We start from the raw sequence: 23,479 nt of genomic DNA on the forward strand, positions 1-23,479 counted from the left end.
CCATGGCCGACATCCGCTGCCAGGGCTTGTCCAAGCATTACGCCGGTGGCCCGCCGGTATTGCATCCGCTGGACCTCACCATCGGTGATGGCGAATTCGTGGTCCTGCTCGGCCCCTCGGGCTGCGGCAAATCGACCATGCTGCGCATGATCGCGGGCCTTGAAGAGATCAGCGGCGGCACCCTCTCCATCGGCGGCAAGGTGGTCAACGCGCTGCCTGCGCGGGATCGCAACGTGGCCATGGTGTTCCAGAACTACGCGCTCTATCCGCACATGAACGTGTATGACAATATCGCCTTCGGCCTGCGCCGCCTGAAACGCCCGGCCGACGAGATCGACCGCCGCGTGCGGGAAGTGGCGGCCATGTTGAATCTGGATGCCCTGCTCGAGCGCAAGCCGCGCGCCATGTCCGGTGGCCAGCAGCAGCGCGCGGCGATTGCCCGCGCCATCATCAAGACGCCGTCGGTGTTCCTGTTCGATGAGCCGCTCTCCAACCTCGATGCCAAGCTGCGCGCGCAATTGCGCGGCGACATCAAGCGCCTGCACCAGCGCCTGCGCACCACCACTGTCTACGTCACCCACGACCAGCTGGAAGCCATGACCCTGGCTGACCGCGTCATCCTCATGCAGGGCGGACAGATCGTGCAGGCGGGTTCGCCGGCCGAGCTCTATCGTTATCCGCGCACGCTCTTTGCGGCCGGATTCATCGGCACGCCTGCCATGAACTTCCTCGATGGCGTGGTCGAACGCGACGGCGCGACGCTCTCCGTGCGCTGCGAAGACCAGCGCTGGATCCTGCAAGATGAAAGGTTTTCACGCCTGATGCCGGGAATGTCGGTAAAGTTGGCGGTGCGTCCTGACTATGTCCGCATGGCCGGCGAGCAGGACGCCGCCCACAGCCTGACCTGCGCGGTCGATGTGGAACTGGTGGAGATCCTGGGGGCCGATGCGCTCCTGACCACCCGCTGGGGCGCACAGACGCTGACCGCCCTGGTGAGCGCGCAGCACCTGCCGCAGGCGGGACAGCGCCTGCACCTGGCCTTCGATCAGCACGCGTTGCACGTGTTCGATGTACAAAGCGGAGAGAACCTGTCGCTGCCGCCCGCCGCCTTCGCGGCCGGCGGACAAGACGACGGCCCGCATGGCAAGGAGACAAAGCATGAGTCCGGATCTGGAGCTGGTCCATACCCGCCAGGACGAATCGTTCAGGGCGTGGGTGCATGACTACCCGCATACGGTGGCCAAATGGCATTTTCATCCTGAATACGAAGTCCACGTCATCACCGCATCCAGCGGCAAGTTTTTCGTGGGCGACTTCATCGGTGACTTCGCTCCCGGCAACCTGGTGCTGACCGGACCCAACCTGCCGCACAACTGGGTCAGCAACCTGGGCGCGGATGAGCACGTGGGCGCGCGCGACCTGGTGCTGCAATTCTCGCGGCCCTTCGCCGACCGCATGCTGGGGGCCATCCCGGAGCTCTCGCCCTTGCAGGATCTGCTGGAGGGCGCGGCGCGCGGATTGCAGTTTCCTGATGCGCTGGGCAGGTCGATCATTCCGCTGATGCAGGACCTGGCGCAGGCCGGCGGTGCGCGCCGTGTGGTGCTGATGATGAGCGTGCTGGAACAGCTGGCCTCCTGCCGCGAACGCAGGCCGCTGGCCGGCCCGGGATACGACCTGGATGCCCAGCGCCACATGTCGTCCACCATCAACCAGGTGCTTTCCTGCATCCGCCAGAACCTGGGCGGCAACCTGCGCGAGAGCGATGTGGCCGAACTGGCGGGGATGAGCGTAAGCAGCTTTACGCGCTTCTTCAAGCGGCATACGGGCTGCACCTTCATCCAGTACCAGAACGGATTGCGCCTGAACGAAGCCTGTGAATTGCTGATGTGTACCGAACTGAGCGTGACCGAGGTGTGCTACCGGGTCGGGTTCAACAATCTTTCCAATTTCAATCGCCAGTTCCTGGCTCACAAGGGCATGCCGCCCTCGCGCTTCCGTGCGCTGCACCGGCTCAACGATGAAGTCCGGGCGGTCGCGTAGCGCCTCTCCACTTGCACGCAAAGGAAAATGATTTGAGCTATCTCGGCATCGACCTCGGCACTTCCGAAGTCAAGCTTGTCCTCACCGACGACGACTCCCACGTCATCGCCACCAGCAGCGCCCGCCTGCGGGTGGACAACCCGCATCCGCTGTGGTCCGAGCAGGCGCCGCAGGCCTGGTGGAACGCCACGCTCGACGCCATCGCCGCGCTGCGCGCCGAGGCCCCGCAAGCCTTCCAGGCCCTGCGCGGCATCGGCATCTCCGGCCAGATGCATGGCGCCACCCTGCTGGATCGCAACGGCAATGTATTGCGCCCGGCCATCCTGTGGAACGACATGCGCGCCCATGCGGAATGCGTCGAGCTGGAAGCGCTGGTACCGGATGCGCCTGCCATCACCGGCAATCGGGCCATGCCGGGTTTCACGGCACCCAAGCTGCTGTGGCTGTCGAAATACGAACCGGCGGTGTACCGCGCCATCGACAAGGTCTTGCTGCCCAAAGACTACCTGGGCTGGAAACTGACGGGAGAATTCGTCTCCGAGATGTCGGACGCGGCCGGTACGCTCTGGCTGGACGTGGCGCAGCGCGACTGGTCCGACCGCATGCTGGCGGCCACCGGGCTGGATCGCAGCCACATGCCGCGCCTGGTCGAAGGCAGTGACGTGGCCGGCCAGTTGCGCGAGGAGTTGCGACGCGAATGGGGCATCAGCGGCCCGGTGGTGGTGGCCGGTGGTGCCGGGGACAATGCGGCCAGCGCCGTGGGCATCGGCGTGATCCAGGCGGGGGATGCCTTCCTGTCGCTGGGCAGCTCGGGCGTCTTGTTCGCAGCGACTGCACGGCATGCCCCGAATCCACAACAGGGCGTGCATGCGTTCTGCCACTGCCTGCCGGGGCAATGGCATCAGATGAGCGTGATCCTGTCGGCCGCGGCCAGCCTGCATTGGCTCTCGGGCGTGACGGCGCGGCCGGTGGCGGAGCTGGTGGCAGGGGCGGAGCGATTGACGGCGACGCAGCAGGCACAGGCACCGCTGTTCCTGCCGTATCTGAATGGCGAGCGCACGCCGCACAATGATGCGACGGCCAAGGGCGTGCTGTTTGGCATGACGCCCGCGCATGAGACTGCGGATCTGGCCTATGCGGTGATGGAGGGCGTGGCCTTTGCGATGGCCGATGGCTATGCGGCCCTGCAGGCTGCGGGCACTACGCTGGAGAGTGCGGCTTTTGTGGGCGGCGGGTCGCGCAGTGCGTTCTGGGGAGAGCTGTGTGCTACCGCCCTGGGGATTCCTCTGCGACGGCATGCAGGGGCGGAAGTGGGTGCGGCGCTGGGGGCGGCGAGGCTGGGGAGGTTGGCGCGGACGGGGGAGGATGCGGCCAGCGTGTGTACCGCTCCCCAAATTGAACAGACCTATCAACCAGTCACTGCGCATCAGGACCAGAGCGCCCGCAGACTGGAGCGTTACCGCAGCCTCTACCGCGCATTACGCGGCGAGTTTGCGGCCTTCGCCGGGGCGTAAGCCCGGGCTGGCTTACTGTTCCTCCTCGCCCTGCTCCTTCTTGACCTCCGCAAACTTCGCCGCCATGGTCGGATTGCCGCGCGTCAGGCGCTTGATGGTCACATCCTGCGCCTTGTCATTGGCCAGCCGCAGGTTGCGGTCGGTGCCGAGCAGGGCTTCCTTGGTCTTCTGCAGGTGGTCGATGGACTTGTCGATCTCGTCGATGGCGGTCTGGAAGCGGCGCGAGGCCAGGTCGTAGTTCTTGGCAAACGCCGCCTTGAAGGTATCCAGCTCGGATTCGAAATTGGTGATGTCGATGTTCTGCGCCTTCACCACCGCCAGCTCATTCTTGTATTTCAGCGAATTGAGCGCGGCGTTCCTCAACAGCGTGATGATGGGAATGAAGAACTGCGGACGCACCACGTACATCTTCGGATAGCGGTGAAATACATCCACAATCCCGGTGTTGTACAGCTCGCTCTCCGGCTCCAGCAGCGAGACCAGCACGGCGTATTCGCAGCCCTTCTCCTGGCGGTCCTTGTCCAGTTCCTTGAGGAAATCTTCATTGCGATTCTTGGTCGCGGTGCGATCGCTCTCGTTCTTCATCTCGAACATGATGGAGACGATCTCGGTGCCACCTTCATCCGTATCGCGGAAGATGTAGTCGCCCTTGCTGCCGCTGCGCGCATCGTTGTCCTTCTCGAAATACGCACGCGGGAAGGCGGTGGCGCGGATGCGGTTGAACTCCGTCTCGCAGTGCTGCTCCAGGGTCTCGCCGACCATCTTGGTGGAGAGCCGCGCCTTCATGTCCCGCAGGCGCTCGATCATGTCTTCGCGGTCCTTCAGCTGGGTCTCGTATTTGTCCTTCAGTGATTTCTCGGCCAGCTGCTTTTCCAGCTCGGCGTGCATCAGCTTGCTCTTGAGTTCGTCGCGCTGTTTCTCCACCGCGCCGACGGCTTCGTTGACGGCCAGCTTCTGGGTCAGGGCGATGGAATCCATCTTCGCTTTCAAGGCCTGGATCTCGGCATCCTTCTCGCTGGCGGTCTGCTGCAGCTGCTGGGCCAGGCGCGCCTGGGCCAGTTGCTGCTCGGCGAGCTTTTCCCTGCGGGCCTGCTCCAGGTCGTGGGCCAGCTTGTCACGCTCGCGCTCCACGTTGGCCATGGCTTCGGCCACGGCCATCTTCTGCGCCATCTCGCCGGCTTCCAGACGCGCTTTCAATTCCTGGATCTCGGCATCGCGGGCCGCGGCCGCCTTCTGCAACTCGGCTTCGGACTTGGCGCGTGCCAGTTCGATGGCGTTGCGCTTGTCCTGCTCAGCCAGTTCCAGACGCTCATGCAATTGCTGCTCGAAGGCGCTGTCGCGCACTTGCGAGAGGATGTCGGCGTAACCGGCTTCATCGATCTTGAAGGCTTTGCCGCAGTGGGGGCAGATGATGTCGTGCATGGCTGTTCGGATCCTGTTCTTGACGAATGGCCGCTAGCTTAACGGATCACGCCCGTCATGCAGAGAGAGAAAACGAGGAAAGAAAACGGAAGAAAAGGCAGAAATGCGAAAAGCCCGCACAAGGCGGGCTTTTCTGAATTTGGTGGAAAGTGCAAGGTTTGAACTTGCGACCCCTGCAGTGTGAATGCAGTGCTCTACCACTGAGCTAACCTTCCGTACCTGACTGGCTTTTTGCTGCAGCACCAATCGAGAAGCGAGATTATGCCAACGTTTTTCGACCTGCGCAAGTGCTTCGTAAATAATTCTTCATTTTTTATCGACAACGCTGCCGGGCAACGACAACGGCCTCACCACTACGCCGCTTCACGCCGCCTCTGCAGCCGCTTCCGGCGGCGGCGGTTCAAAGCGCCACACGCAGCTGCCGCGCGCTTCCTTGTCGAGCTGGTTGAGCACGTCTTCATGCAAACCCAGTTCTTCCTCGCTGGCGGCCACCACGATCACTTCGGCCAGCGGGGCCAGTTCCAGCTTGCCCTCGCCTTCGCTGACTTCTTCCTCCGCCCCCAGGTCCATGGTCAGCGAATTCTGGCCGCGCGTCATCGACAGATAGACCTCGGCCAGCAGCTCCGCATCCAGCAGCGCGCCGTGCAGCACGCGATGGGCGTTGGAGATGCCGTAACGGTCACACAAGGCATCGAGCGAATTGCGGCGGCCCGGGTGCAGTTCCTTGGCCATCTGCAGCGAGTCCACCACGTCGGAGACGTGCTCCTTGAACGGCGGCAGACCCAGCAAGGCCAGTTCCGCATCCAGGAAGCCGACGTCGAAAGGCGCGTTGTGGATGATGATCTGGGCACCGCGTACATAGTCGAGGAACTCGGCGGCAATCTGCTTGAAGGTCGGCTTGTCGGCCAGGAATTCGGTGGTCAGGCCGTGCACGGCCAGCGCGCCTTCTTCGGAGTCACGCTCGGGATTGATGTAGAAGTGAAGGTTCTTGCCCGAAAGCTGGCGGTTGAGCACCTCCACACAGCCGATTTCCAGGATGCGGTTGCCGTTGCGCGGCGAAAGGCCCGTGGTTTCGGTATCGAGGATGATCTGACGCATGCTTGCTCCTGCTGATGTTGTTTGCTGCTAAAACGCTGATATGAAAGAAAATGCCGGGCCGGTCAGCCTATGCTGTCCACGCCCCGGTTGGCCAGCTGGTCGGCGCGCTCATTGCCGGCGTGGCCGTTGTGGCCGCGCACCCAGCGCCACTCCACCTGGTGCTGCTGCTGGGCAGCATCCAGCGCCTGCCACAGGTCGGCGTTCTTGACCGGCTCCTTGCTGGAGGTCTTCCAGCCGCGTGCCTTCCAGCCGTGGATCCACTCGCTGATGCCCTTCTGCACGTACTGGCTGTCGGTGTGCACCACCACTTCGCAGGGACGCTTGAGGGCATTGAGGGCCTGGATCACCGCCATCAGTTCCATGCGGTTGTTGGTGGTGTTGGGCTCGCCACCGAAGATTTCCTTCTCCTTGCCCCCGGCCACCAGCAACGCTCCCCAGCCGCCACGGCCGGGATTGCCCTTGCAGGCGCCATCGGAATAAATCTCTACTTTGTCCATGCTCTTCACTTCAATCTGGTTGCGTATGCGCATTTGCGCATGACAGGCGGGCCGCGATGATACCTGATCGCGCCGACACGCCCTGGTTTCAATCGGTTTTGTGGATGCGGTTGGTCACCGGCACGCCGCGCGGCGCCTTCAGCTTCTGGCGCTGCAGGGCCGGGCCGATCAGGCGCATGCCGGGCACCCGCTTGATGGCCTGGACGATGTAAACCGCACCGAAATACGGCCACCAGCGGTCGCCCGCCTTCTCCATGAAACCGAAGCGGTCCAGCCATTGCGCCGTCTCGCAGGGCGGCGCGTAGCAGCCGAAGTGGCCGCGGTTGACTTCCATGTTCAGCAGCTTCAGCCAATCTTTCAGGCGCGGCAGGCGGATGAACTCGCCATCCTGCGGCAGGAAGTGGGCACCGGTCAGGCGTCCGGCCACCTGGCGCATGCCCCACAGGCTGCTGGGATTGAAGCCGCAGATGATGACCTGCCCTTCCGGAATCAGCACCCGCTCCACCTCGCGCAGGACCTGGTGCGGCTCGGCTGCGAATTCCAATACGTGGGGCAGCACCACCAGGTCCAGGCTCTGGGTGGCAAAGGGCAGTTCGCCGAAATTCTGCGTCACCACCTGGGGAATTTCCAGCTCGGATTGCCCTTCCACCGGCATGCGGTTGTCAGCCAGCCAGCGATAGGGCATGCGGTTGGCCTGCAGGGCGTGGATCTGGGGCGAACCGATCTGCACCGCGTTGAAGCCGAAGATGTCGGCCGTCAGCGCATTGAGGTGATGCTGCTCCCACTGGCGCAGGTAATCGCCGATGGGCGTCTGCAACCAGGCGGCCAGGTCTATAATTTCCGCGTTGTTCGCAGTCACAGCAGTTTCAGCCTTGTCAGCCATCTCTTCTTTCGCGCCTCATGACCCAGCCAGCCAAGCCAGCTCAAGCAGATCAGAAAACTTCATTGGACGTCCTGGCCGTACCGGCGTTCGACGACAACTACCTGTGGATCATCCATGACGGGCGCCATGCCGCCGTGGTCGACCCCGGCGACGCGGTCCCCGTCCTGGCCGCATTGCAGGCCGAGGGCCTGACGTTGGCCGCTATTCTACTGACTCATCACCACGCTGACCATGTCGGCGGTGTGGTCGAGCTGGCGCGCAGCGCCGTGAGCGACGAGTTCCCGGCCATCCCGGTCTACGGGCCGGCGCGCGAGCAATCCCGCATCAAGGGGATGACGGTCCCGCTGCACGGGAATGACGAAGTGACGATCCCTACGCTGGGCCTTTCATTGCAGGTCATCGACGTGCCCGGCCACACCTTGGGCCACATAGCGTATTACTCGGCAGAACAGGGTTTTGTCTTCTGCGGCGATACCCTCTTCGCCGGTGGCTGCGGCCGCCTTTTCGAAGGCACCCCGGCACAGATGGTGGAGTCACTGGCCAAGCTCAGCAGCCTGCCGGGCGATACCCGAGTGTATTGCGCCCACGAATACACCCTCTCCAACCTCAAGTTCGCGGCCGAGGTCGAGCCCGGCAATGCCGAGCTCAGCGACCGCATCCAGCACGAGCGCGCCAAGCGGGACCAAGGGGAAGCCACCGTCCCGACCAACATTGCCCTGGAGCGCGCGACCAATCCCTTCCTGCGGGCCCATCAAAAAGAAATCCAGGAATCACTGCAAAAGGCAGGCCGATTGACGGAGTTGAATGAAGTTAGCAGCTTTGCAGCGCTGCGCGAATGGAAGAATACCTACAGATAGCGCCAAATTGAGGGCCAGTTAGACGCAAAAACCAGCGAAATCAAGGACTTGGCTTTGTAACAGAGGCCAATTTTTGCTTGACTGGCGAAAAGGGTCTTCCGTACACTCCTCCAATTCCCCAAATTGGGCACCAGTGTTTTTACGAACTTTTACGAAACGCTGTCCTCTCTGCACCACGCCGGGGAAATTCGCAGCTTCCGACCTTGCATTACCGTCAACCTGCACGCGCCCGTGATCGGACTGATCCGGATTCCGCCGGCAGGAGGTGTCGAGCTTCATTACAGCTCTGCAACGGAAGCGCCGCACCCAACTTTTGCCTCTGGCACAGGATATCGCCCACATGCAGCGTACTTTGAAACAACTCGCCATTGCCGCCCTGTTCTGCGCTGGTACCCCGCTGCTCTCCCACGCCAACGATATCTCGATCTACCCCGCCCCCTTCAATGCGATCAATCCCGAACTGGCCGGCAATGCCCTGCCGGGGATGAATGACATCGACATCTGGACGCGCATTCGCAAGGGCTTCGGGATTCCTGATCTGGACAATTCGCTGGTGGAGAGCCAGACCCAGTGGTACAGCTCCCGCCCCGACTACATCCAGCGCACCACGGTGCGCGCCTCGCGTTATCTGTTCCACGTGGTCCAGGAACTGGAAAAGCGCGGCATGCCCACCGAGCTGGCGCTGCTGCCCTTCATCGAATCGGCCTTCAATCCGGAGGCCCTTTCCACCGCCAAGGCAGCCGGCATGTGGCAGTTCATCCCCTCCACCGGGCGTGACTACAACCTCAAGCAGAACATGTTCACCGACGAGCGCCGCGACGTGCTGGCCTCGACCGATGCTGCCCTGACCTATCTGCAGAAGCTCTACGGCATGTTCGGCGACTGGCAGCTGGCGCTGGCGGCCTACAACTGGGGCGAAGGTTCGGTGCAGCGCGCCGTGAACCGCAACCTGGCGGCCGGCCTGCCGATCGACTTCAATACGCTGTCGGCGCAGATGCCCAACGAGACCCGCAACTACGTGCCCAAGCTGCAGGCGGTCAAGAACATCATCGCCACCCCGGCTGCCTTCGACATCGCCCTGCCCAAGGTGGACAACCAGCCCTACTTCGTCACCATCGGCAAGACCCGCAATATCGACGTGAAGGTCGCCGCGCAACTGGCCGAGCTGTCGCTGGACGAGTTCAAGGCGCTGAACCCGCAATTCAACCGCCCCGTCATCATCGGCGGCGAAGATACCAAGATCCTGCTGCCGGAAAGCAATGCCGAGAAGTTCAAGTCCAACATGTCCAAGTGGACCCAGGCTTTCTCGACCTGGACTGCCCACACCGTCTCCAGCGCCCGTGAGCGCATCGAGACCATCGCCAGCAAGTTCGGCACCACGCCTGAAGTGATCCGCAGCGTCAACCAGATCCCGCCGCGCATGGTCCTGAAGGCCGGCTCAACCATTCTGGTCCCGAAGAATGAAGAGACCGCCGCGCTCGATACCGACCTGACCCCGGAAATCGCCGACAACGCCCGTCTGGCCATCGCCCCGGATGTGCCGGAAACCCGCCGCATCTATGTCAAGGCCGGCAAGCGCGACACCCTGGCCGGCATCGCCAGCCGCTACCGCGTGAGCGTGGCGCAGATCAAGGAATGGAATGGCCTGAAGCGTGACACCTTGGCCGCCGGCCAGAGCCTGCAGCTGCAAGTGCCCAATGCCGCCGCCCACGCCGCACCGACGCGCGTAGCGGCCACGCACCACGCTGCCCCGGCACGCCGCCAGGTGGCATCGGCCAAGGCCCCGGTGCGCAAGGCTGCACCGGCACCGGCGCGCAAGGTCGCCGGCAAGCCGCTGACACTGGCCTCGGGCAACGGCGCCCGCAAGCAATAATCCGGAGGAAACCGGAGGAGACCCGGGCGGCTTGACCGCCTACAACAAGAAGACGCGCTCCAAAGCACGGAAGAAGAACAACGATTGCAGTCTGCATGGACCCGAAGCCCCGGAGCTGATCCGGACTTCGGGTTTTCTTTTTGCCGGGCCGCTCAGTGTGCGGCTTCAGCGTAGGTGGCAGCGGCCACCAGGCGGCGTGTGTATTCCTGCTGCGGCTGTTTGAGGACCTGTTCGGCCGGACCGCTCTCGACCACCTTGCCATCCTTCATCACGATCACCTGGTGCGCCATGGCCTGCACCACGGCCAGGTCGTGGGTGATGAACAGATAGGCCAGTCCATGCCGGCGCTGCAGGTCGGCCAGCAGTTGCAGCACCTGCTGCTGCACGGTCACGTCCAGGGCGGAAGTGGGCTCGTCCAGCAACAGCAGTTCCGGCTGCAGCACCAACGCACGGGCGATGGCGATGCGCTGGCGCTGGCCGCCGGAGAATTCATGCGGATAGCGTTCCAGCACCGCTGCCGTGAGGCCGACTTCTTCAAGGGCGGAGACGATGGCCTCGCGTTGCTGCTCCGGCGTCTTCCCGGGATGATGCAGGGCCAGCCCTTCGCCCACGATCTGCTCCACCGTACGGCGCGGCGAGAGCGAGGCGAAAGGATCCTGGAACACCACCTGCATGCGCGCGCGCAAGGGCCGCAGTTCACGGCTGCTGCGCTCGGAAATCGGCGTCCCCTCAAAACGGATGCTGCCCGCTACGCTGGCCGCCGACAGCCGCAGCAAGGCCATGCCCAGCGTGGACTTGCCGGAGCCGGATTCACCAACAATGCCAATGGTCTCGCCGCGCCGCAATTGCAGGTCGATGCCATCGACCGCATGGAAGGCGCGCTTGGCGAACCAGCCCTGCTTGATGTGATAGGTGCAGCGCACTTTTTCCGCCTGCAGGACCACGGGCGCTTGTGCCGGCACGTCGGCCGCATTGCGCTGCGGACGGCTCTGCAGCAGCTTGCGGGTGTACGGCTGCTGCGGATTGGCGAAGAGCTCGGCAACGCTCGCGCTTTCGACCAGTTTGCCCTTTTCCATCACGCCGACGCGATCAGCGAAGTGGCGCACCAGGTTCAGGTCGTGCGAGATGATGAGCACGGCCATGTTCTCTTCGCGCTGCAACTGGTTCAGCAGCGCCAGGATCTGCACCTGGATGGTCACATCCAGGGCCGTGGTCGGTTCATCGGCGATGAGCAGCTTGGGCTTGCAGGCCAGGGCCATGGCGATCATGGCGCGCTGGCGCTGGCCACCCGAGAGTTCATGCGGATACGACAGCGCCCGGCGCGCGGGTTCCGGAATGCCGGTCTTTTCCAGCAGCGCGACGGCCCGCGTAGCGGCATCGCGCGCATTGAGGCCCTCATGCAGCATCAACACCTCGGCGATCTGGTTACCGATGGTGAAGAGCGGGTTCAGGGCCGTCATCGGTTCCTGGAAGATCATCGCCACGTCATTGCCGCGCACCTGCTGCATCTGGCGTTCGCTCTTCTTGAGCACGTCCTGACCGTCGAGCAGGATGCTGCCTTCGTAGCGGGCATCCTGATTGAGCTGCATCACCGCCAGCGAGGACACCGTCTTGCCCGAACCGGATTCCCCCACCAGGGAAAATTTTTCACCGGGTGCAATCGTGAAGCTCACGCGATCCACCACCACGGTGTCGCCGAAGCGCACCGTCAAGTCCTTCACTTCCAGCAGCGGGGCGCTCATGCCTTCCTCCGTACGTCCAGGGCGTTGCGCAGGCCGTTGCCGATATTGGTCAGCAGCAGCAGGGTCACGGTCAGCACCACGAAGGTGGCCACCGCGATCCACCAGGCATCCAGATTGTTCTTGCCCTGGGCCAGCAGCTCGCCCAGGCTCGGGGTCGAGGGCGGCACGCCCAGGCCCAGGAAGTCCAGGCTGGTCAGCGCCAGGATGGCCGCACTCATGCGGAACGGCAGGAAGGTCACCACCGTGGTCATGCTGTTGGGCAGCACGTGACGCCAGATGATGAGGCGATCGGGCAAGCCCATGGCGCGCGCAGCCTGCACGTACTCGAGATTGCGGTTGCGCAGGAAATCCGCGCGCACGTAGTCCGACAGGCTCATCCAGCCGAACAGGGACAGCAGCACCAGCAGCAGCCCCAGGCTGGGCTGGAAGATGGAGGAGAAGATGATGAGCAGGTACAGCTCCGGCATCGAGCCCCAGATTTCGAGCAGACGCTGGGTAATGAGGTCGGTACGACCAGCAAAGTAACCCTGCACCGCACCGGCAGCCACGCCCAGGATCACACCGATGAAGGTCAGCGCCATCCCGAACAGCACCGACACGCGGAAGCCGTAGAGCAGGCGCGCGAAGACGTCACGGCCACGGTCATCGGTGCCCAGCCAGTTTTCGGCGGAAGGCGCCGCCGGATTGGGTTCCTTGGCGAAGTAGTTCAGGGTGTTGTAGCCGTAGCGGTTGAGCGGATAGATGACCCAGTTGCCGTCCTTGCGGAATTGCTGCTCGATGAAGGGATCGAGATAGTCGGCGGGCGAGTCGAAGTCGCCGCCAAAATGCTTGTCTGAATAATCCTTCAGCATCGGAAACATCAGCTTGCCCTGATAGCTGGCCACAAGCGGCTTGTCGTTGGAGACCAGTTCAGCGCCCAGGCTCACGATGAAGAGAATGGAAAAAATCACCAGGCTCCAGTAGCCGGCGCGGTCCGCACGGAACCGCAGCCAGATGCGGCGGCTGGGCGAAATGGAACGGGTGGAGGGAGTGGCGGGGGTCGTCATGCTCATTTCGCCAGGCTTTCGAATTGGACGCGCGGGTCTGCCCACACGTAGCAAAGATCACCGACCAGCTTGACCACCAGGCCGATGAGGGTAAAGAGATACAGCGTGCCCATCACCACCGGATAGTCGCGCCAGATCGCCGATTCATAGGCCAGCAGGCCCATGCCATCGAGCGAAAACAGCGTCTCGATGAGCAGGCTGCCGGCGAAGAAGGAAGCGATGAAAGCCGAGGGAAAACCGGTCACCAGCGGAATCAGGGCATTGCGGAAGACATGCTTGTACAGCACCTTGCGCTCGGAGAGTCCCTTGGCGCGCGCAGTCAGCACGTATTGCTTGCGGATCTCTTCAAGGAAGGTATTGCGGGTGAGCATGGTGATGACGGCAAAGGCACCGATCACCGAGGCGAAGACCGGCAAGGTGATGTGCCACAGGTAATCGGTGATCTTGCCCGTGAAGGAGAGGCTGGCCCAGTTGTCCGAGGTGAGGCCGCGCAGCGGGAACCACTGTACGAAGCTGCCGCCGGCAAACAGCACCAGCAGGAACACGCCCAGCACGAACCCGGGAATGGAATAGCCGACCAGCACCAGGCCGGTAGTGGCGGTATCGAAGCGGCTGCCTTCGCGCACCGCCTTGGCAATGCCCAGCGGCACCGAGATCAGGTAGCTCAGCAGGAAGGTCCACAACCCGATGCTGATGGAGACCGGGAACTTGGATTTGACCAGGGTCCAGACATCACCGTGGTGATAGAAGCTCTTGCCGAGGTCGAAGGTGAGGAAGCCCTTGAGCATGGTCCAGAAACGTTCCACCGGTGGCTTGTCGAAACCGTAGAGCTGCTTGATCTCGGCGATGCGCTGCTCGTCGATGCCCTGCCGTCCGCGATAGGCGGACGCACCACTGGCCGCCCCGCCACCGGAGGCTTCACCACCACCGCCGCGCCCTTTCATCTCCAGCATCGCTTGTTCCACCGGGCCTCCCGGCACGAACTGGATGACCGCAAAGGTGATGGCCACCACGCCGAAGAGCGTGGGGATCATCAACAGCACCCGCTTCAAAATGTAGGACCAGATATTCATGCCTGCCACCATCCTCGTTCTTGTCCGGCGCGCGCGGCGCGGGTCTTGGTCTTTTCATTCATCTGTTGCCTCATCGCGCCTTCTCCTCCCACCAGGTGCCGATCACGTAGGGATCGGCCTGGTAATACAGCGGAGCCACCGCCGGAATCCCGAAGCGGTTCTGGTAGGCGATGCGGTGCGTGGAGGAATACCAGTGCGGCACCACGATGTACTTGTGCAGCAGCACGCGGTCCAGGGCGCGGGCCGCAGCGGTGAGCTTGACCCGCGTATCGGCGGCCACCACCGTCTGCACCAGCTGGTCCACCACCGGGTCCTTCAGGCCCCAGGCATTGTTGGAGCCCTTTTCGTCCGCCGCGCGCGAACCAAACATGTCGAACAGTTCGTTGCCGGGGCTGCTGGTATCGGGGAAGCGCACGCTGGTCATGTCGAAATCGAAGTCTTCCATGCGCTTGGCCACCAGCGCGTAGTCGGCACTGCGCTGGACCACGTCGATGCCCAACGTACGCAGGTTGCGCGCAAAGACGCTGATGACGCGCGACATCGAACTCTGGTCATCGAGGATCTCGAAGGACAGCGGCACGCCCTGGGCATTGCGCACAGCCCCGTCGCGATACACCCAACCGGCCTGGGCCAGCAGTTCGCGCGCCTGGCGCAGGTTGGCGCGCAAGGAAGATGGCGGATTGGTCGAGGGCGGAACCGGTGCCGGTCCGAAGACGGCCGGATCGACCTTCAGGCCCTTGGCCTGCAGCGACTTCAGCAAGGCCAGCTCATCGCCCTGCGGTTCACCGGTAGCCGCCAGCTGGCTGTTGTTGAAGAAGGAGTAGATGCGCGTGTACTGGCCGTAGAACAGCTGGCGGTTCATCCATTCATAATCCAGCGCCAGCCCGATGGCCTGGCGCACCCGCACGTCCTTGAACTGGTCGCGGCGCAGGTTCATCACGAAGCCCTGCATGCCGGCACCGTTGGAATGCTTGAATTCCTTCTTGACGATGCGGCCGTCGCGGAACTGCGGGCCGGTGTAGCTGCGTGCCCAGTTCTTGGCGCTGTATTCCACCACCACGTCGAACTCGCCAGCCTTGAAGGCTTCCAGCCGTGCCAGGTCATCCTTGTAGAAGCGGTAGACGATACGCTCGAAGTTGAACATGCCGCGCCGGGCCGGGACATCCTTGCCCCAGTAGTCCGGATTGCGCTTGTAGATGATGCTGCGGCCGGTGTCATAGCTTTCGATCAGGTAGGGACCGGTGCTGATGGGCGGCGTCAGCTGGATCTGGTCGAAGGGTGTGCCCTGGGCCCACTTCTTTGAGAAGACCGGCACGCTGGAGACGATCAGCGGCAACTCATGGTTGTTGCTGGCGAAATCGAAGCGCACCGTCGCGGCATCGACCACCACGCAGCCCTTCACATCGGCAAAGACCGATTTGTATTGCGGCGCGCCCTTGGCGATCAGGGTATCGAAGGAATACTTCACATCCTCGGCGGTGACCTTGTCGCCGTTGTTGAAGCGCGCCTTGGGATTGAGGTGGAAGGTCATCGACATGCGATCTGCAGCCAGCTTCATATCGTCGGCCAGGAGGCCATAGACGGTGGCGACCTCATCGCCCGAGGAAACGGCCAGGGTCTCGAACATCAGCTGGTCGACGTTGGCGGCGGCCACGCCCTTCATCGACATCGGATTGAACTTGTCGAAACTGGTGCGGCGGTCCGGATTGGCCAGGTACAGCGTGCCGCGCCGGGGCGCATCCGGATTGACGTAGTCGAAATGGGTGAAGCCGGGCCCGTACTTGGGGGTGTCATACAGGGAAAAGGCGGGCTCGGCGGCGGCCGGGGTGCCCTGGGCCAGGGCGGCGGCCAGCAGGCAGGAGAGGAAAATCTGGGCTGTCTTCAGGGGCGGGACCATGCGGTTGTCTGTCTGCACTCTCGTGGGCGGTGATGTCTCGGGGGCAAGCAAGTCCCGCGCCTGTGGGCTCTGGCCGACTGCCTGCAGCCTGCAGGACGGGATCGGGAAACGATTTCCGTGTCGGGGCATTGTAAAGAGAGCAGCGATTACAGGGAAGCAATTAAAGCAACTTAACAAATGCAGCCCGGCCCGCTACACCCTGCCCTGCCAGCGCTGCAAAGGTTGCCCCGCCTGCCGCTAGCCCCTACAATCCGGGTCTGTCCCATCCCGGCTGCCGCCCCGCGCGCTGCCGCTATTACTTACCGGCCGCGCCGCGCCTGCTTCTGCCAGCCAGAGGCGCACCGCACGCGGCGGACCCTACGGAGTCAACATGGCATTTCTGCAAGGCAAAAAAATCCTGATCACCGGCTTGCTGTCCAACCGTTCCATCGCCTACGGCATCGCCCAGGCGTGCAAGCGCGAAGGCGCTGAACTGGCCTTCACCTATGTCGGTGAACGCTTCAAGGACCGCATCACCAAGTTCGCCGAAGAATTCGACAGCAAGCTGGTCTTCGACTGCGACGTTGGCAGCGATGAGCAGATCAATGCCCTGTTCGCCGATCTCGGCAAGTCCTGGACCCAGCTCGACGGCCTGGTGCACGCCATCGGCTTTGCCCCCTCTGAAGCCATTGCCGGCGACTTCCTGGAAGGTTTCTCGCGCGAAGGGTTCAAGATCGCCCACGATATCTCCGCCTACAGCTTCCCGGCCATGGCCAAGGCGGCCATGCCGCTGCTGTCGTCCAACGCCGCCCTGCTGACCCTGACCTACCTGGGTTCGGAGCGCGTGGTACCCAACTACAACACCATGGGCCTGGCCAAGGCCTCGCTGGAAGCCTCGGTGCGCTACCTGGCTGAATCGCTGGGTCCCAAGGGCGTGCGCGTCAATGGCGTCTCCGCCGGCCCCATCAAGACCCTGGCCGCCAGCGGTATCAAGGGCTTCGGCAAGATCCTGGGCGCAGTGGCCGCCACTGCCCCGCTGCGCCGCAACGTCACCATCGAAGACGTGGGCAATGCCTCGGCCTTCCTGCTCTCCGACCTGGCCTCCGGCATCACCGGCGAAATCACTTACGTGGACGGTGGCTTCTCCCGCGTCGTGGGCGGAATGGCAGAGTAATTGCCGGATTAAGCAAGCGTTCCCCACAATAAAGAGACAGTTTCTCGAAATAGCCTCGTGCTAATTTCGATGTTTTAGGGTATGATTCGCCTTGTGCATTGCAATAACCAATGCACAGGCGAATCGGACGTGAAATCTGTCCTGCAGCGTTTCCAGCCGTATTTGCCCAAGCAGCTTCGCAAGCCTTACCTGTCATTACGACAAGTTCCCAGTAAAAGCCCCCCGCCCTTGGCATCCCTTGATGATGCCGTCCCGGCGCAAAGCTTTTGTGCCGAAATTTCTTTGTATTTTTCATAGTCATTTCGTCGGTTGGCGTTGCTTTTTTTCGTTCAGGCACTCGATGTCCGGCGCGCTTTCGTGCGCCCGTCTCGTGCCTGGCGTTCACTTTCACGAAAGAGATTATGACTTTTGAAGCACTCGGCCTGAACCCTTCGATCATCAAAGCCCTGACCGAAGCAGGCTATACCTCCCCGACCCCGGTCCAGGAAAAGGCCATCCCCGCCGCCATCAGCGGCCAGGATCTGCTGGTGTCCTCGCAGACCGGCTCGGGCAAGACCGCCGCTTTCATGCTGCCTTCGCTGCACCAGCTGGCAGACCTGCCGCAGGCACCGCAAGCAGCCCGTACCCCCAACCAGGAACGCCAGGCTACCCGTGCCCGTGGCGAGCGTCCGCGTTACCAGCCGGCCCAGCCGAAGATGCTGGTGCTGACCCCGACCCGCGAACTGGCCCTGCAAGTGACCACCGCCACTGACAAGTACGGTGCCTACATGCGCCGTGTGCGCGTGGTGTCCATCCTGGGCGGCATGCCTTATCCGAAGCAGATGCAACTGCTGTCGCGCAATCCGGAAATCCTGGTGGCGACCCCGGGCCGTCTGATCGACCACATGGAGTCGGGCAAGATCGACTTCTCGCAGCTGCAGATCCTGGTGCTGGACGAAGCCGACCGCATGCTGGACATGGGCTTCATCGACGACATCGAAAAGATCGTCGCCGCGACCCCGGCCACCCGCCAGACCATGCTGTTCTCGGCCACGCTGGACGGCGTCGTCGGCAACATGGCCAAGCGCATCACCAACAACCCGCTGACCATCCAGATCGCCAGCTCGTCGACCCGTCATGAAAACATCATGCAGCGCGTGCACTTCGTGGATGACCTGTCGCACAAGAACCGCCTGCTGGACCACCTGCTGCGCGACACCAGCATCGACCAGGCCGTGATCTTCACCGCCACCAAGCGTGACGCCGACACCATCGCCGATCGCCTGAACATCGCCGGTTTCGCGGCCGCCGCCCTGCATGGCGACATGCACCAGGGTGCCCGCAACCGTACCCTGAACAGCCTGCGCCGCGGCCAGGTGCGCATGCTGGTGGCTACCGACGTGGCAGCGCGCGGCATCGACGTGCCGGGCATCACCCACGTGTTCAACTACGACCTGCCCAAGTTCGCTGAAGACTACGTGCACCGTATCGGCCGTACCGGCCGTGCCGGCCGCAATGGCGTGGCGATCTCGCTGGTCAATCACGCCGAAGGCATGCAGGTCAAGCGTATCGAGCGCTTCACCAAGCAGACCATTCCGGTGGATGTGGTCGAAGGTTTCGAGCCGAAGAAGTCGGCTGCACCGCGCAGCCCGCGCAAGCCGGGCGGCTGGCGTCCGGGTGATGGCCGCAGCAACAGCGGCCCGCGCTTCGGCGCTGGCAACCGCGAAGGCGGCGGTCATCGCGAAGGCGGTTTCGGTGGCAACCGTGAAGGCGGCCATCGCGAAGGCGGCTTCGGCGGCAATCGTGAAGGTGGCTTCGGTGGCAACCGCGAAGGCCGCAGCTTCGGCGGCGCCAAGCCGGCCGGCAACGGCCCGCGTCGCGAAGGCGGCGGCGGCGGTGGCTACAAGGGCAATGGCGGCGGCTTCCGCGCCGACGGCCCGCGTCGCTCCTACGGCGATCGCTGATCGCTGCAAGCTGTCCTGATGTTGAAAAGCCGCTTCCAAGGAAGCGGCTTTTTCTTTGGTGCTACAGAATGCGCTCGTTCAACTTGCGCACTGCCCACCCTGCCCCGTCTGCAGAGCTCGAACATTATCGGCAATCGCCTGCACCGCCTGCCCCACCGCCTTCTGCGTGGCGGCGACAACGTCGGCATTGGCACCGCCGCCGACACGTTCCACCACGGTCAGGCGGCAGGCTGCGCCGCGGCGGTCATCCGAGCGCGTGATGGTCCATCCGAAACTGGCCTGGACCTGGCCGTTGCGGGCTGCGTCGAAATCACGCAGTTCCACGTTGATGCGATAGCTGGCCTGGTCCGCCGGTCGCCCCCCACGCGAGACGTCAATGGCCCCCAGCTTTGCCGCCACGCCCGCAGACAGCGCATCGCGTAATTCATTGTTGAAGGGCGAAGACCAGCGGTCCTGCTCCAGCACCTCCACCCGCGTGGCATCGCTGCGCACCACCAGTTGCGGCCGCGCCAGGCGCTCCGGCACCGACACCGGCATCACTTCGATGAAGGTCTGCGGTCCCTGGCTGGCCGTGCGCGCGACGGCACCGTCGGCCGGTACAGCCAGCGTGTAGAACTGCGTCGGCGGCGAGCTGCCGCAGGCAGCCAGCAGTGCTGCGGCCAGGGCGGCGGCCGTCAGGGTCTTGAGGGAGAACGAAGTCTTGTCTTGCATCATGGCTCCTGTTTGCCCCGGATCAGCGATTCCGGATGCTGTTGCAGGTAATCGGTGAGGATACGGATCGAGGCCGCAGCCTTGCTCAGTTCCTGCATGGTCTGGCGAATATCCGACTGCAGCGGTGCGTCATCCGACAGCGTACGCTCGGCCGCATTCAAGGTCTTGCGCGCATCCTTCATCGCCGCCTGCATCTCCGGTGCGATGTCGTTGTTGATGCGGGCCGCCGTCTGCTCGGCCGTGGTCAAGGTCTTGTTCAAGGTCTTGAGGGTGGTCTGCAGATCGCGGCCGATCTCGTCGAACGGGACCTTGGAGAGCTTGCCGGCAATGTCGGAGAGCTGCTGCTGCAATTCATCCAGGCTGCCCGGGATGGTCGGCAGTTCCAGCGGGACCCTGTCCGGATCGATCTGCGCCGGCTTGGCCTTGGGGAAGAAATCGATCGCCACGTACAGCTGGCCCGTGAGCAGGTTGCCGTTGCGCAGCTGGGCACGCATGCCGCGCTTGACCAGCATGCGCAACAACTGCGCGTTGGAACGGCGCTGCTCGCCGGTCTCTTCGTGGAAGCGACGGCCCAAACGATCCGGATAGATCTGCACCAGCACCGGCATGCGGAATTCACCACGCGTCTTGTCGTACTCCACCCCGATGCTCTTGACCTCACCCAGTACCACGCCGCGGAAGTCCACGGTAGCACCCGGTTGCAGGCCGCGCAGCGACTGGTCGAAATACAGCAGCGCGGTCTGTGGTACGCCGTCCGGTTCCTTCATGGCGGTGCTTTCGTCTTCTACCAACGGATACTCGCTGCCCTCCTTCGCCGGGGGGCTCACGCGCTCTTCATCGCGGTCGCGGAAGGCAATGCCGCCCAGCACCACCGTCGACAGCGCCTGCGTATGCAGCTTGAAGCCGCTGGCATTGAGCTCCATGTCGAAGCCGCTGGCATGCCAGAAGCGCGAAGCCTGGGTGACGAACTTGTCGTACGGCGCGTTGACGAAGATGCGCAGCGTCACGCCACGGCCATCACTGTCGAGGTCATACGCCACCACCTGCCCGACCTTGATGCGGCGATAGAAGATGGGAGAACCGATATCGAGCGAACCGAGGTCATCGGTATGCAGCACGAACTGGCGGCCCGAGGCATCGCGCGTGACGATGGGGGGCTGTTCCAGGCCCACGAAGTTCTTCTTGGTTTCTTCGGAAGCACCGGCATCCGCGCCGATGTAGGCCCCGGAAAGCAAGGTGCCCAACCCCGAAATACCGGAGGCGGCGATGCGCGGACGGACCACCCAGAAACGCGTGTCCTCGGCATTGAAACCGGAAGCATCCTGATTCAGCTGGATACCGACCAGCACGTGCGAACGGTCGGCGGCCAGCTTCAGGCTCTGCACCTGGCCAATTTCGACATCCTTGTATTTCACCTTGGTCTTGCCGGCTTCCAGTCCTTCTGCAGAACGGAAACTGACGGTCACCATCGGGCCGCGTTCGACCAGGATCTTGGCGACCAGGGTCAGCCCGACGATGGCGGCGACGATGGGAATGAGCCACACCAGCGAGGGCAACCAGTTGCGCTGGCGTGCGCGGCGCGGTTGCAGCAGCGCCGGTTTGTCATCGGAATGGTCGGGTGGAGTCATGCGGTTTCCTGTGGCTTGTTGGCGTTGTCATGGGGAGAAGCAGGTTCGGGGAGAGGCTCACTTGAGACGTCCGCAGCCGGATCGGTCGGGCGTTCATCCCAGATCAGGCGCGGATCGAAGGCCAGCGAGGCCAGCATGGTCAGCACCACCACCGCACCGAAGGCGGCGATGCCAATGCCGGCGTGAATGTTGGCGAAGCCGTGGATCTTGACCAGTCCGGTCAGCACCGAGACGACGAAGACGTCCAGCATGGACCAGCGTCCGATGGCCTCGACCACCCGATACAGTTTGGCGCGCTGGAGACGGCGCCAGCGGCTGCGGCGGCGCGCCGAGAAGACCAGGATGCCCAGCGCCACCAGCTTGAACAGCGGTACCAGGAAGCTGGCCACGAACACCACCAGTGCCAGGCCCCATTCGCCGGAAGTCCAGAAATAGATGACGCCGGAAAGGATGGTGTCGCGCTGCTCATCGAAGAGGGTACTGGTGACCATCACCGGCATCATGTTGGCCGGGATGTACATGATGCAGGCGGCAATCAGGAGCGCCCAGGTGCGGGTGAGGCTGTCGATCTTGCGCACGTGCAGCGGTGCATGGCACACGCCGCAGGCTTGATGGGGCTGCGCGCCTTCCCATACGGTGCCGCAGTGATGGCAGCCGATCACGCCGAGGGACGCGGCATCCTGCACGGGCAGGTCTTCGTCCGGCTCCTGGGTGAGGTCGGGCACGTGCGGTGCAGCCTGGCGGGTGAAGACACTCATGCGCCAGCCTCCTTGTCGCCATATTGCTCGACTTGCTGCTGTTCCCATACGTGCCACAGATAGCGTGGATTGAAGGACACCACCACTGTCAGCAGCACCGTCAATCCACCGAAGGACCACAGCGCCGGACCGGGAATCACCTCGGCCATGTTGGAGAGTTTGATCAGCGCCACCAGCACGCCCAGCATGAAGACTTCAATCATGCCCCAGGGCCGGGCTGCCTGCATCAGGCGCAGCAGCAGCACGAAGCCCGGCGGACGCGTATCACGCGCTCCCGGCAGCAACAGGTAGAGCAGCACACCGAGCTGGATCAGCGGGAACAGCAAGGTCGTCGCCAGCACCAGCAGCGCCACTTCCGACATGCCATCGCGGGTCAGTGCCACTACCGCACCGATCAGCGTCGTCTGGCTGGACAAGCCCTGCAGTTCGATGGTGACGATGGGAAAGGTATTGGCGATCACGAACAGGATCAGCGCACCGATGGTCAGCGGCAGCAGATGCTGCAGGCGGCGGCCGGTATCGCGCTCCAGCTCAGCACCGCAGCGCAGGCAGCGGGCGATTTCGCGCTCACCCAGCGCCATGCGCTGGTAGACGGCGTCGCATTCTTCGCAAACGATGAGGTCGGTGCGTTTTTGCATGGATGATGACGGTTCCTGGCGATGCGCTCCCGGGTGGCGGAGGCCTCGCCCTACTGTTGTTCGTTGTTCGTGGCAGACACGGGCGCCGGTACCAGCGCGACATGCGTCGTGCCTTATATGGAAAAAGGACTACTGCAGTGCTTGTTTTTGAGCATTTTCACCCGGCGGCGTTCCATCCTCACAAGGAATTGATGCAGCAGCAATAAAAATAACTGACCCGTTGGTTATTAACAAGACGATTCTAGCAACGAAATTATTGGAGCGCGCTCTTCTTTTACGCTTGTAAAAAAAGATTGCCCTTGACAGACGCGGGGCCAATCTTCTACATTGCACGGATGACTTCCGCAGCAATCACCTCCATCCGCCACAACAGCGCCAGCGCCCTGCTAGCGTTGCTATCGGTGTCGCTACTACTAGCCTCGCGCTAAAATTCGTAGTTCCTGCCGTTTCCGCTGACTCCACGCGATCTGGCAACCTCAAAAAATCCAGCAGTACTCGCAGTACAACCAGGCAGTGACGCGCCATCCGTGATGAAGCCGACGTCGCTGCCCACCAGGCGAAGCATATGCATTCGATGATCCGCACAATCCGCAACCAGCGCACGCAGCCCTTGCAGGCCGGCCGTGCGCTGCGGGAGATGCCGCCTCTGGCTCTATGAAGGGTTGCCTGGCCACGCGCTCGTGGCAGCCAGGCAACCCGATCCGCC

20 protein-coding genes and 1 tRNA gene are annotated in these 23,479 nt (G+C 63.1%); 7 read left to right on the forward strand and 14 right to left on the reverse strand.

Translation table 11 applies throughout. The features are described from left to right. Positions 1 to 2 precede the first annotated feature (2 nt). Genes ugpC through xylB form a run of 3 tightly spaced genes read left to right on the forward strand, consistent with a single transcriptional unit; the run spans position 3 to position 3,554 of the window. The gene (gene ugpC, locus JOD78_RS18820; RefSeq protein ID WP_209567327.1) at positions 3 to 1,223 is read left to right on the forward strand and encodes a sn-glycerol-3-phosphate ABC transporter ATP-binding protein UgpC; all 1,221 of its coding nucleotides are present in this window, start codon (positions 3 to 5) and stop codon (positions 1,221 to 1,223) included. Further along, entirely contained in the window at positions 1,159 to 2,040 is an 882-nt protein-coding gene (locus tag JOD78_RS18825; protein WP_134223057.1) for an AraC family transcriptional regulator, read from the forward strand. Before ugpC ends, JOD78_RS18825 begins: the two co-directional genes overlap by 65 nt. A gap of 32 nt (positions 2,041 to 2,072) precedes the next feature. After that, positions 2,073 to 3,554, forward strand: coding sequence for a xylulokinase (gene xylB, locus JOD78_RS18830; RefSeq protein ID WP_121045270.1), 1,482 nt, complete (start codon positions 2,073 to 2,075; stop codon positions 3,552 to 3,554). Positions 3,555 to 3,566: 12 nt separating this feature from the next. Here xylB and JOD78_RS18835 read toward each other — a convergent pair whose 3' ends face one another. The 5 genes from JOD78_RS18835 to JOD78_RS18855 form a co-directional block, all read right to left on the reverse strand. Then, positions 3,567 to 4,976, reverse strand: coding sequence for a DUF2130 domain-containing protein (locus tag JOD78_RS18835; protein WP_121045272.1), 1,410 nt, complete (start codon positions 4,974 to 4,976; stop codon positions 3,567 to 3,569). 140 nt (positions 4,977 to 5,116) lie between these two features. Then, positions 5,117 to 5,191 (reverse strand) — tRNA-Val (locus tag JOD78_RS18840). Positions 5,192 to 5,339: 148 nt separating this feature from the next. Beyond that, positions 5,340 to 6,074 carry a DNA polymerase III subunit epsilon gene (gene dnaQ, locus JOD78_RS18845; RefSeq protein ID WP_039784504.1) on the reverse strand — a complete coding sequence of 245 codons (735 nt, stop codon included), beginning with the start codon at positions 6,072 to 6,074 and terminating at the stop codon, positions 5,340 to 5,342. A gap of 62 nt (positions 6,075 to 6,136) precedes the next feature. Continuing rightward, complete coding sequence (rnhA, locus tag JOD78_RS18850) at positions 6,137 to 6,571, reverse strand: ribonuclease HI (RefSeq protein ID WP_034340887.1); 435 nt, start codon at positions 6,569 to 6,571, stop codon at positions 6,137 to 6,139. Between the two features lie 88 nt (positions 6,572 to 6,659). Continuing rightward, on the reverse strand, positions 6,660 to 7,454 hold the full coding sequence (locus tag JOD78_RS18855; RefSeq protein WP_034340883.1) for a class I SAM-dependent methyltransferase: 795 nt from the start codon (positions 7,452 to 7,454) through the stop codon (positions 6,660 to 6,662). 62 nt (positions 7,455 to 7,516) lie between these two features. Here JOD78_RS18855 and gloB point away from each other — a divergent pair, with 62 nt between their 5' ends. Then, complete coding sequence (gloB, locus tag JOD78_RS18860) at positions 7,517 to 8,311, forward strand: hydroxyacylglutathione hydrolase (protein WP_209567329.1); 795 nt, start codon at positions 7,517 to 7,519, stop codon at positions 8,309 to 8,311. Positions 8,312 to 8,329: 18 nt separating this feature from the next. Here the strand turns inward: gloB and JOD78_RS18865 are convergent, their stop codons facing one another. Then, positions 8,330 to 8,590: a hypothetical protein gene (locus JOD78_RS18865; RefSeq protein WP_134040367.1), complete on the reverse strand. Its 261-nt coding sequence runs from the start codon at positions 8,588 to 8,590 to the stop codon at positions 8,330 to 8,332. Between the two features lie 61 nt (positions 8,591 to 8,651). On the opposite strand from JOD78_RS18865, the gene JOD78_RS18870 reads away from it, so the two are divergent. Continuing rightward, positions 8,652 to 10,184 (forward strand): transglycosylase SLT domain-containing protein, encoded by a 1,533-nt coding sequence (locus JOD78_RS18870; protein WP_209567331.1) that lies wholly within the window; start codon positions 8,652 to 8,654, stop codon positions 10,182 to 10,184. Between the two features lie 152 nt (positions 10,185 to 10,336). Here the strand turns inward: JOD78_RS18870 and JOD78_RS18875 are convergent, their stop codons facing one another. The 4 genes from JOD78_RS18875 to JOD78_RS18890 form a co-directional block, all read right to left on the reverse strand. Then, the gene (locus JOD78_RS18875) at positions 10,337 to 11,926 is read right to left on the reverse strand and encodes a dipeptide ABC transporter ATP-binding protein (protein ID WP_209567333.1); all 1,590 of its coding nucleotides are present in this window, start codon (positions 11,924 to 11,926) and stop codon (positions 10,337 to 10,339) included. Further along, entirely contained in the window at positions 11,923 to 12,978 is a 1,056-nt protein-coding gene (locus JOD78_RS18880) for an ABC transporter permease (protein ID WP_121045278.1), read from the reverse strand. The genes JOD78_RS18875 and JOD78_RS18880 overlap by 4 nt, the downstream gene beginning before the upstream one ends. Further along, entirely contained in the window at positions 12,975 to 14,045 is a 1,071-nt protein-coding gene (gene yejB / locus JOD78_RS18885; RefSeq protein ID WP_209567335.1) for a microcin C ABC transporter permease YejB, read from the reverse strand. The genes JOD78_RS18880 and yejB overlap by 4 nt, the downstream gene beginning before the upstream one ends. A 70-nt stretch (positions 14,046 to 14,115) precedes the next feature. Next, entirely contained in the window at positions 14,116 to 15,942 is a 1,827-nt protein-coding gene (locus tag JOD78_RS18890) for an extracellular solute-binding protein (RefSeq protein WP_121045280.1), read from the reverse strand. Between the two features lie 370 nt (positions 15,943 to 16,312). On the opposite strand from JOD78_RS18890, the gene fabI reads away from it, so the two are divergent. Further along, positions 16,313 to 17,095: an enoyl-ACP reductase FabI gene (gene fabI / locus JOD78_RS18895; protein ID WP_121045282.1), complete on the forward strand. Its 783-nt coding sequence runs from the start codon at positions 16,313 to 16,315 to the stop codon at positions 17,093 to 17,095. 401 nt (positions 17,096 to 17,496) lie between these two features. Then, positions 17,497 to 19,038, forward strand: coding sequence for a DEAD/DEAH box helicase (locus tag JOD78_RS18900; protein WP_121045284.1), 1,542 nt, complete (start codon positions 17,497 to 17,499; stop codon positions 19,036 to 19,038). Between the two features lie 78 nt (positions 19,039 to 19,116). On the opposite strand, the gene JOD78_RS18905 is transcribed toward JOD78_RS18900, so the two are convergent. The 4 genes from JOD78_RS18905 to JOD78_RS18920 are packed head-to-tail and all read right to left on the reverse strand — an operon-like array spanning position 19,117 to position 22,773. Further along, a complete protein-coding gene (locus JOD78_RS18905) occupies positions 19,117 to 19,752 on the reverse strand; it encodes a PqiC family protein (RefSeq protein WP_121045286.1) in 636 nt (211 codons plus the stop codon). Continuing rightward, positions 19,749 to 21,377: an MlaD family protein gene (locus tag JOD78_RS18910; RefSeq protein WP_121045288.1), complete on the reverse strand. Its 1,629-nt coding sequence runs from the start codon at positions 21,375 to 21,377 to the stop codon at positions 19,749 to 19,751. Before JOD78_RS18910 ends, JOD78_RS18905 begins: the two co-directional genes overlap by 4 nt. Continuing rightward, positions 21,374 to 22,135 (reverse strand): paraquat-inducible protein A, encoded by a 762-nt coding sequence (locus JOD78_RS18915; RefSeq protein WP_051156264.1) that lies wholly within the window; start codon positions 22,133 to 22,135, stop codon positions 21,374 to 21,376. The genes JOD78_RS18910 and JOD78_RS18915 overlap by 4 nt, the downstream gene beginning before the upstream one ends. Beyond that, positions 22,132 to 22,773, reverse strand: coding sequence for a paraquat-inducible protein A (locus JOD78_RS18920; protein ID WP_209567337.1), 642 nt, complete (start codon positions 22,771 to 22,773; stop codon positions 22,132 to 22,134). Before JOD78_RS18920 ends, JOD78_RS18915 begins: the two co-directional genes overlap by 4 nt. Positions 22,774 to 23,479: the final 706 nt, after the last annotated feature.

The sequence above is a fragment of the Herbaspirillum sp. 1130 genome, assembly GCF_017833835.1.
Classification (GTDB): domain Bacteria; phylum Pseudomonadota; class Gammaproteobacteria; order Burkholderiales; family Burkholderiaceae_D; genus Herbaspirillum; species Herbaspirillum huttiense.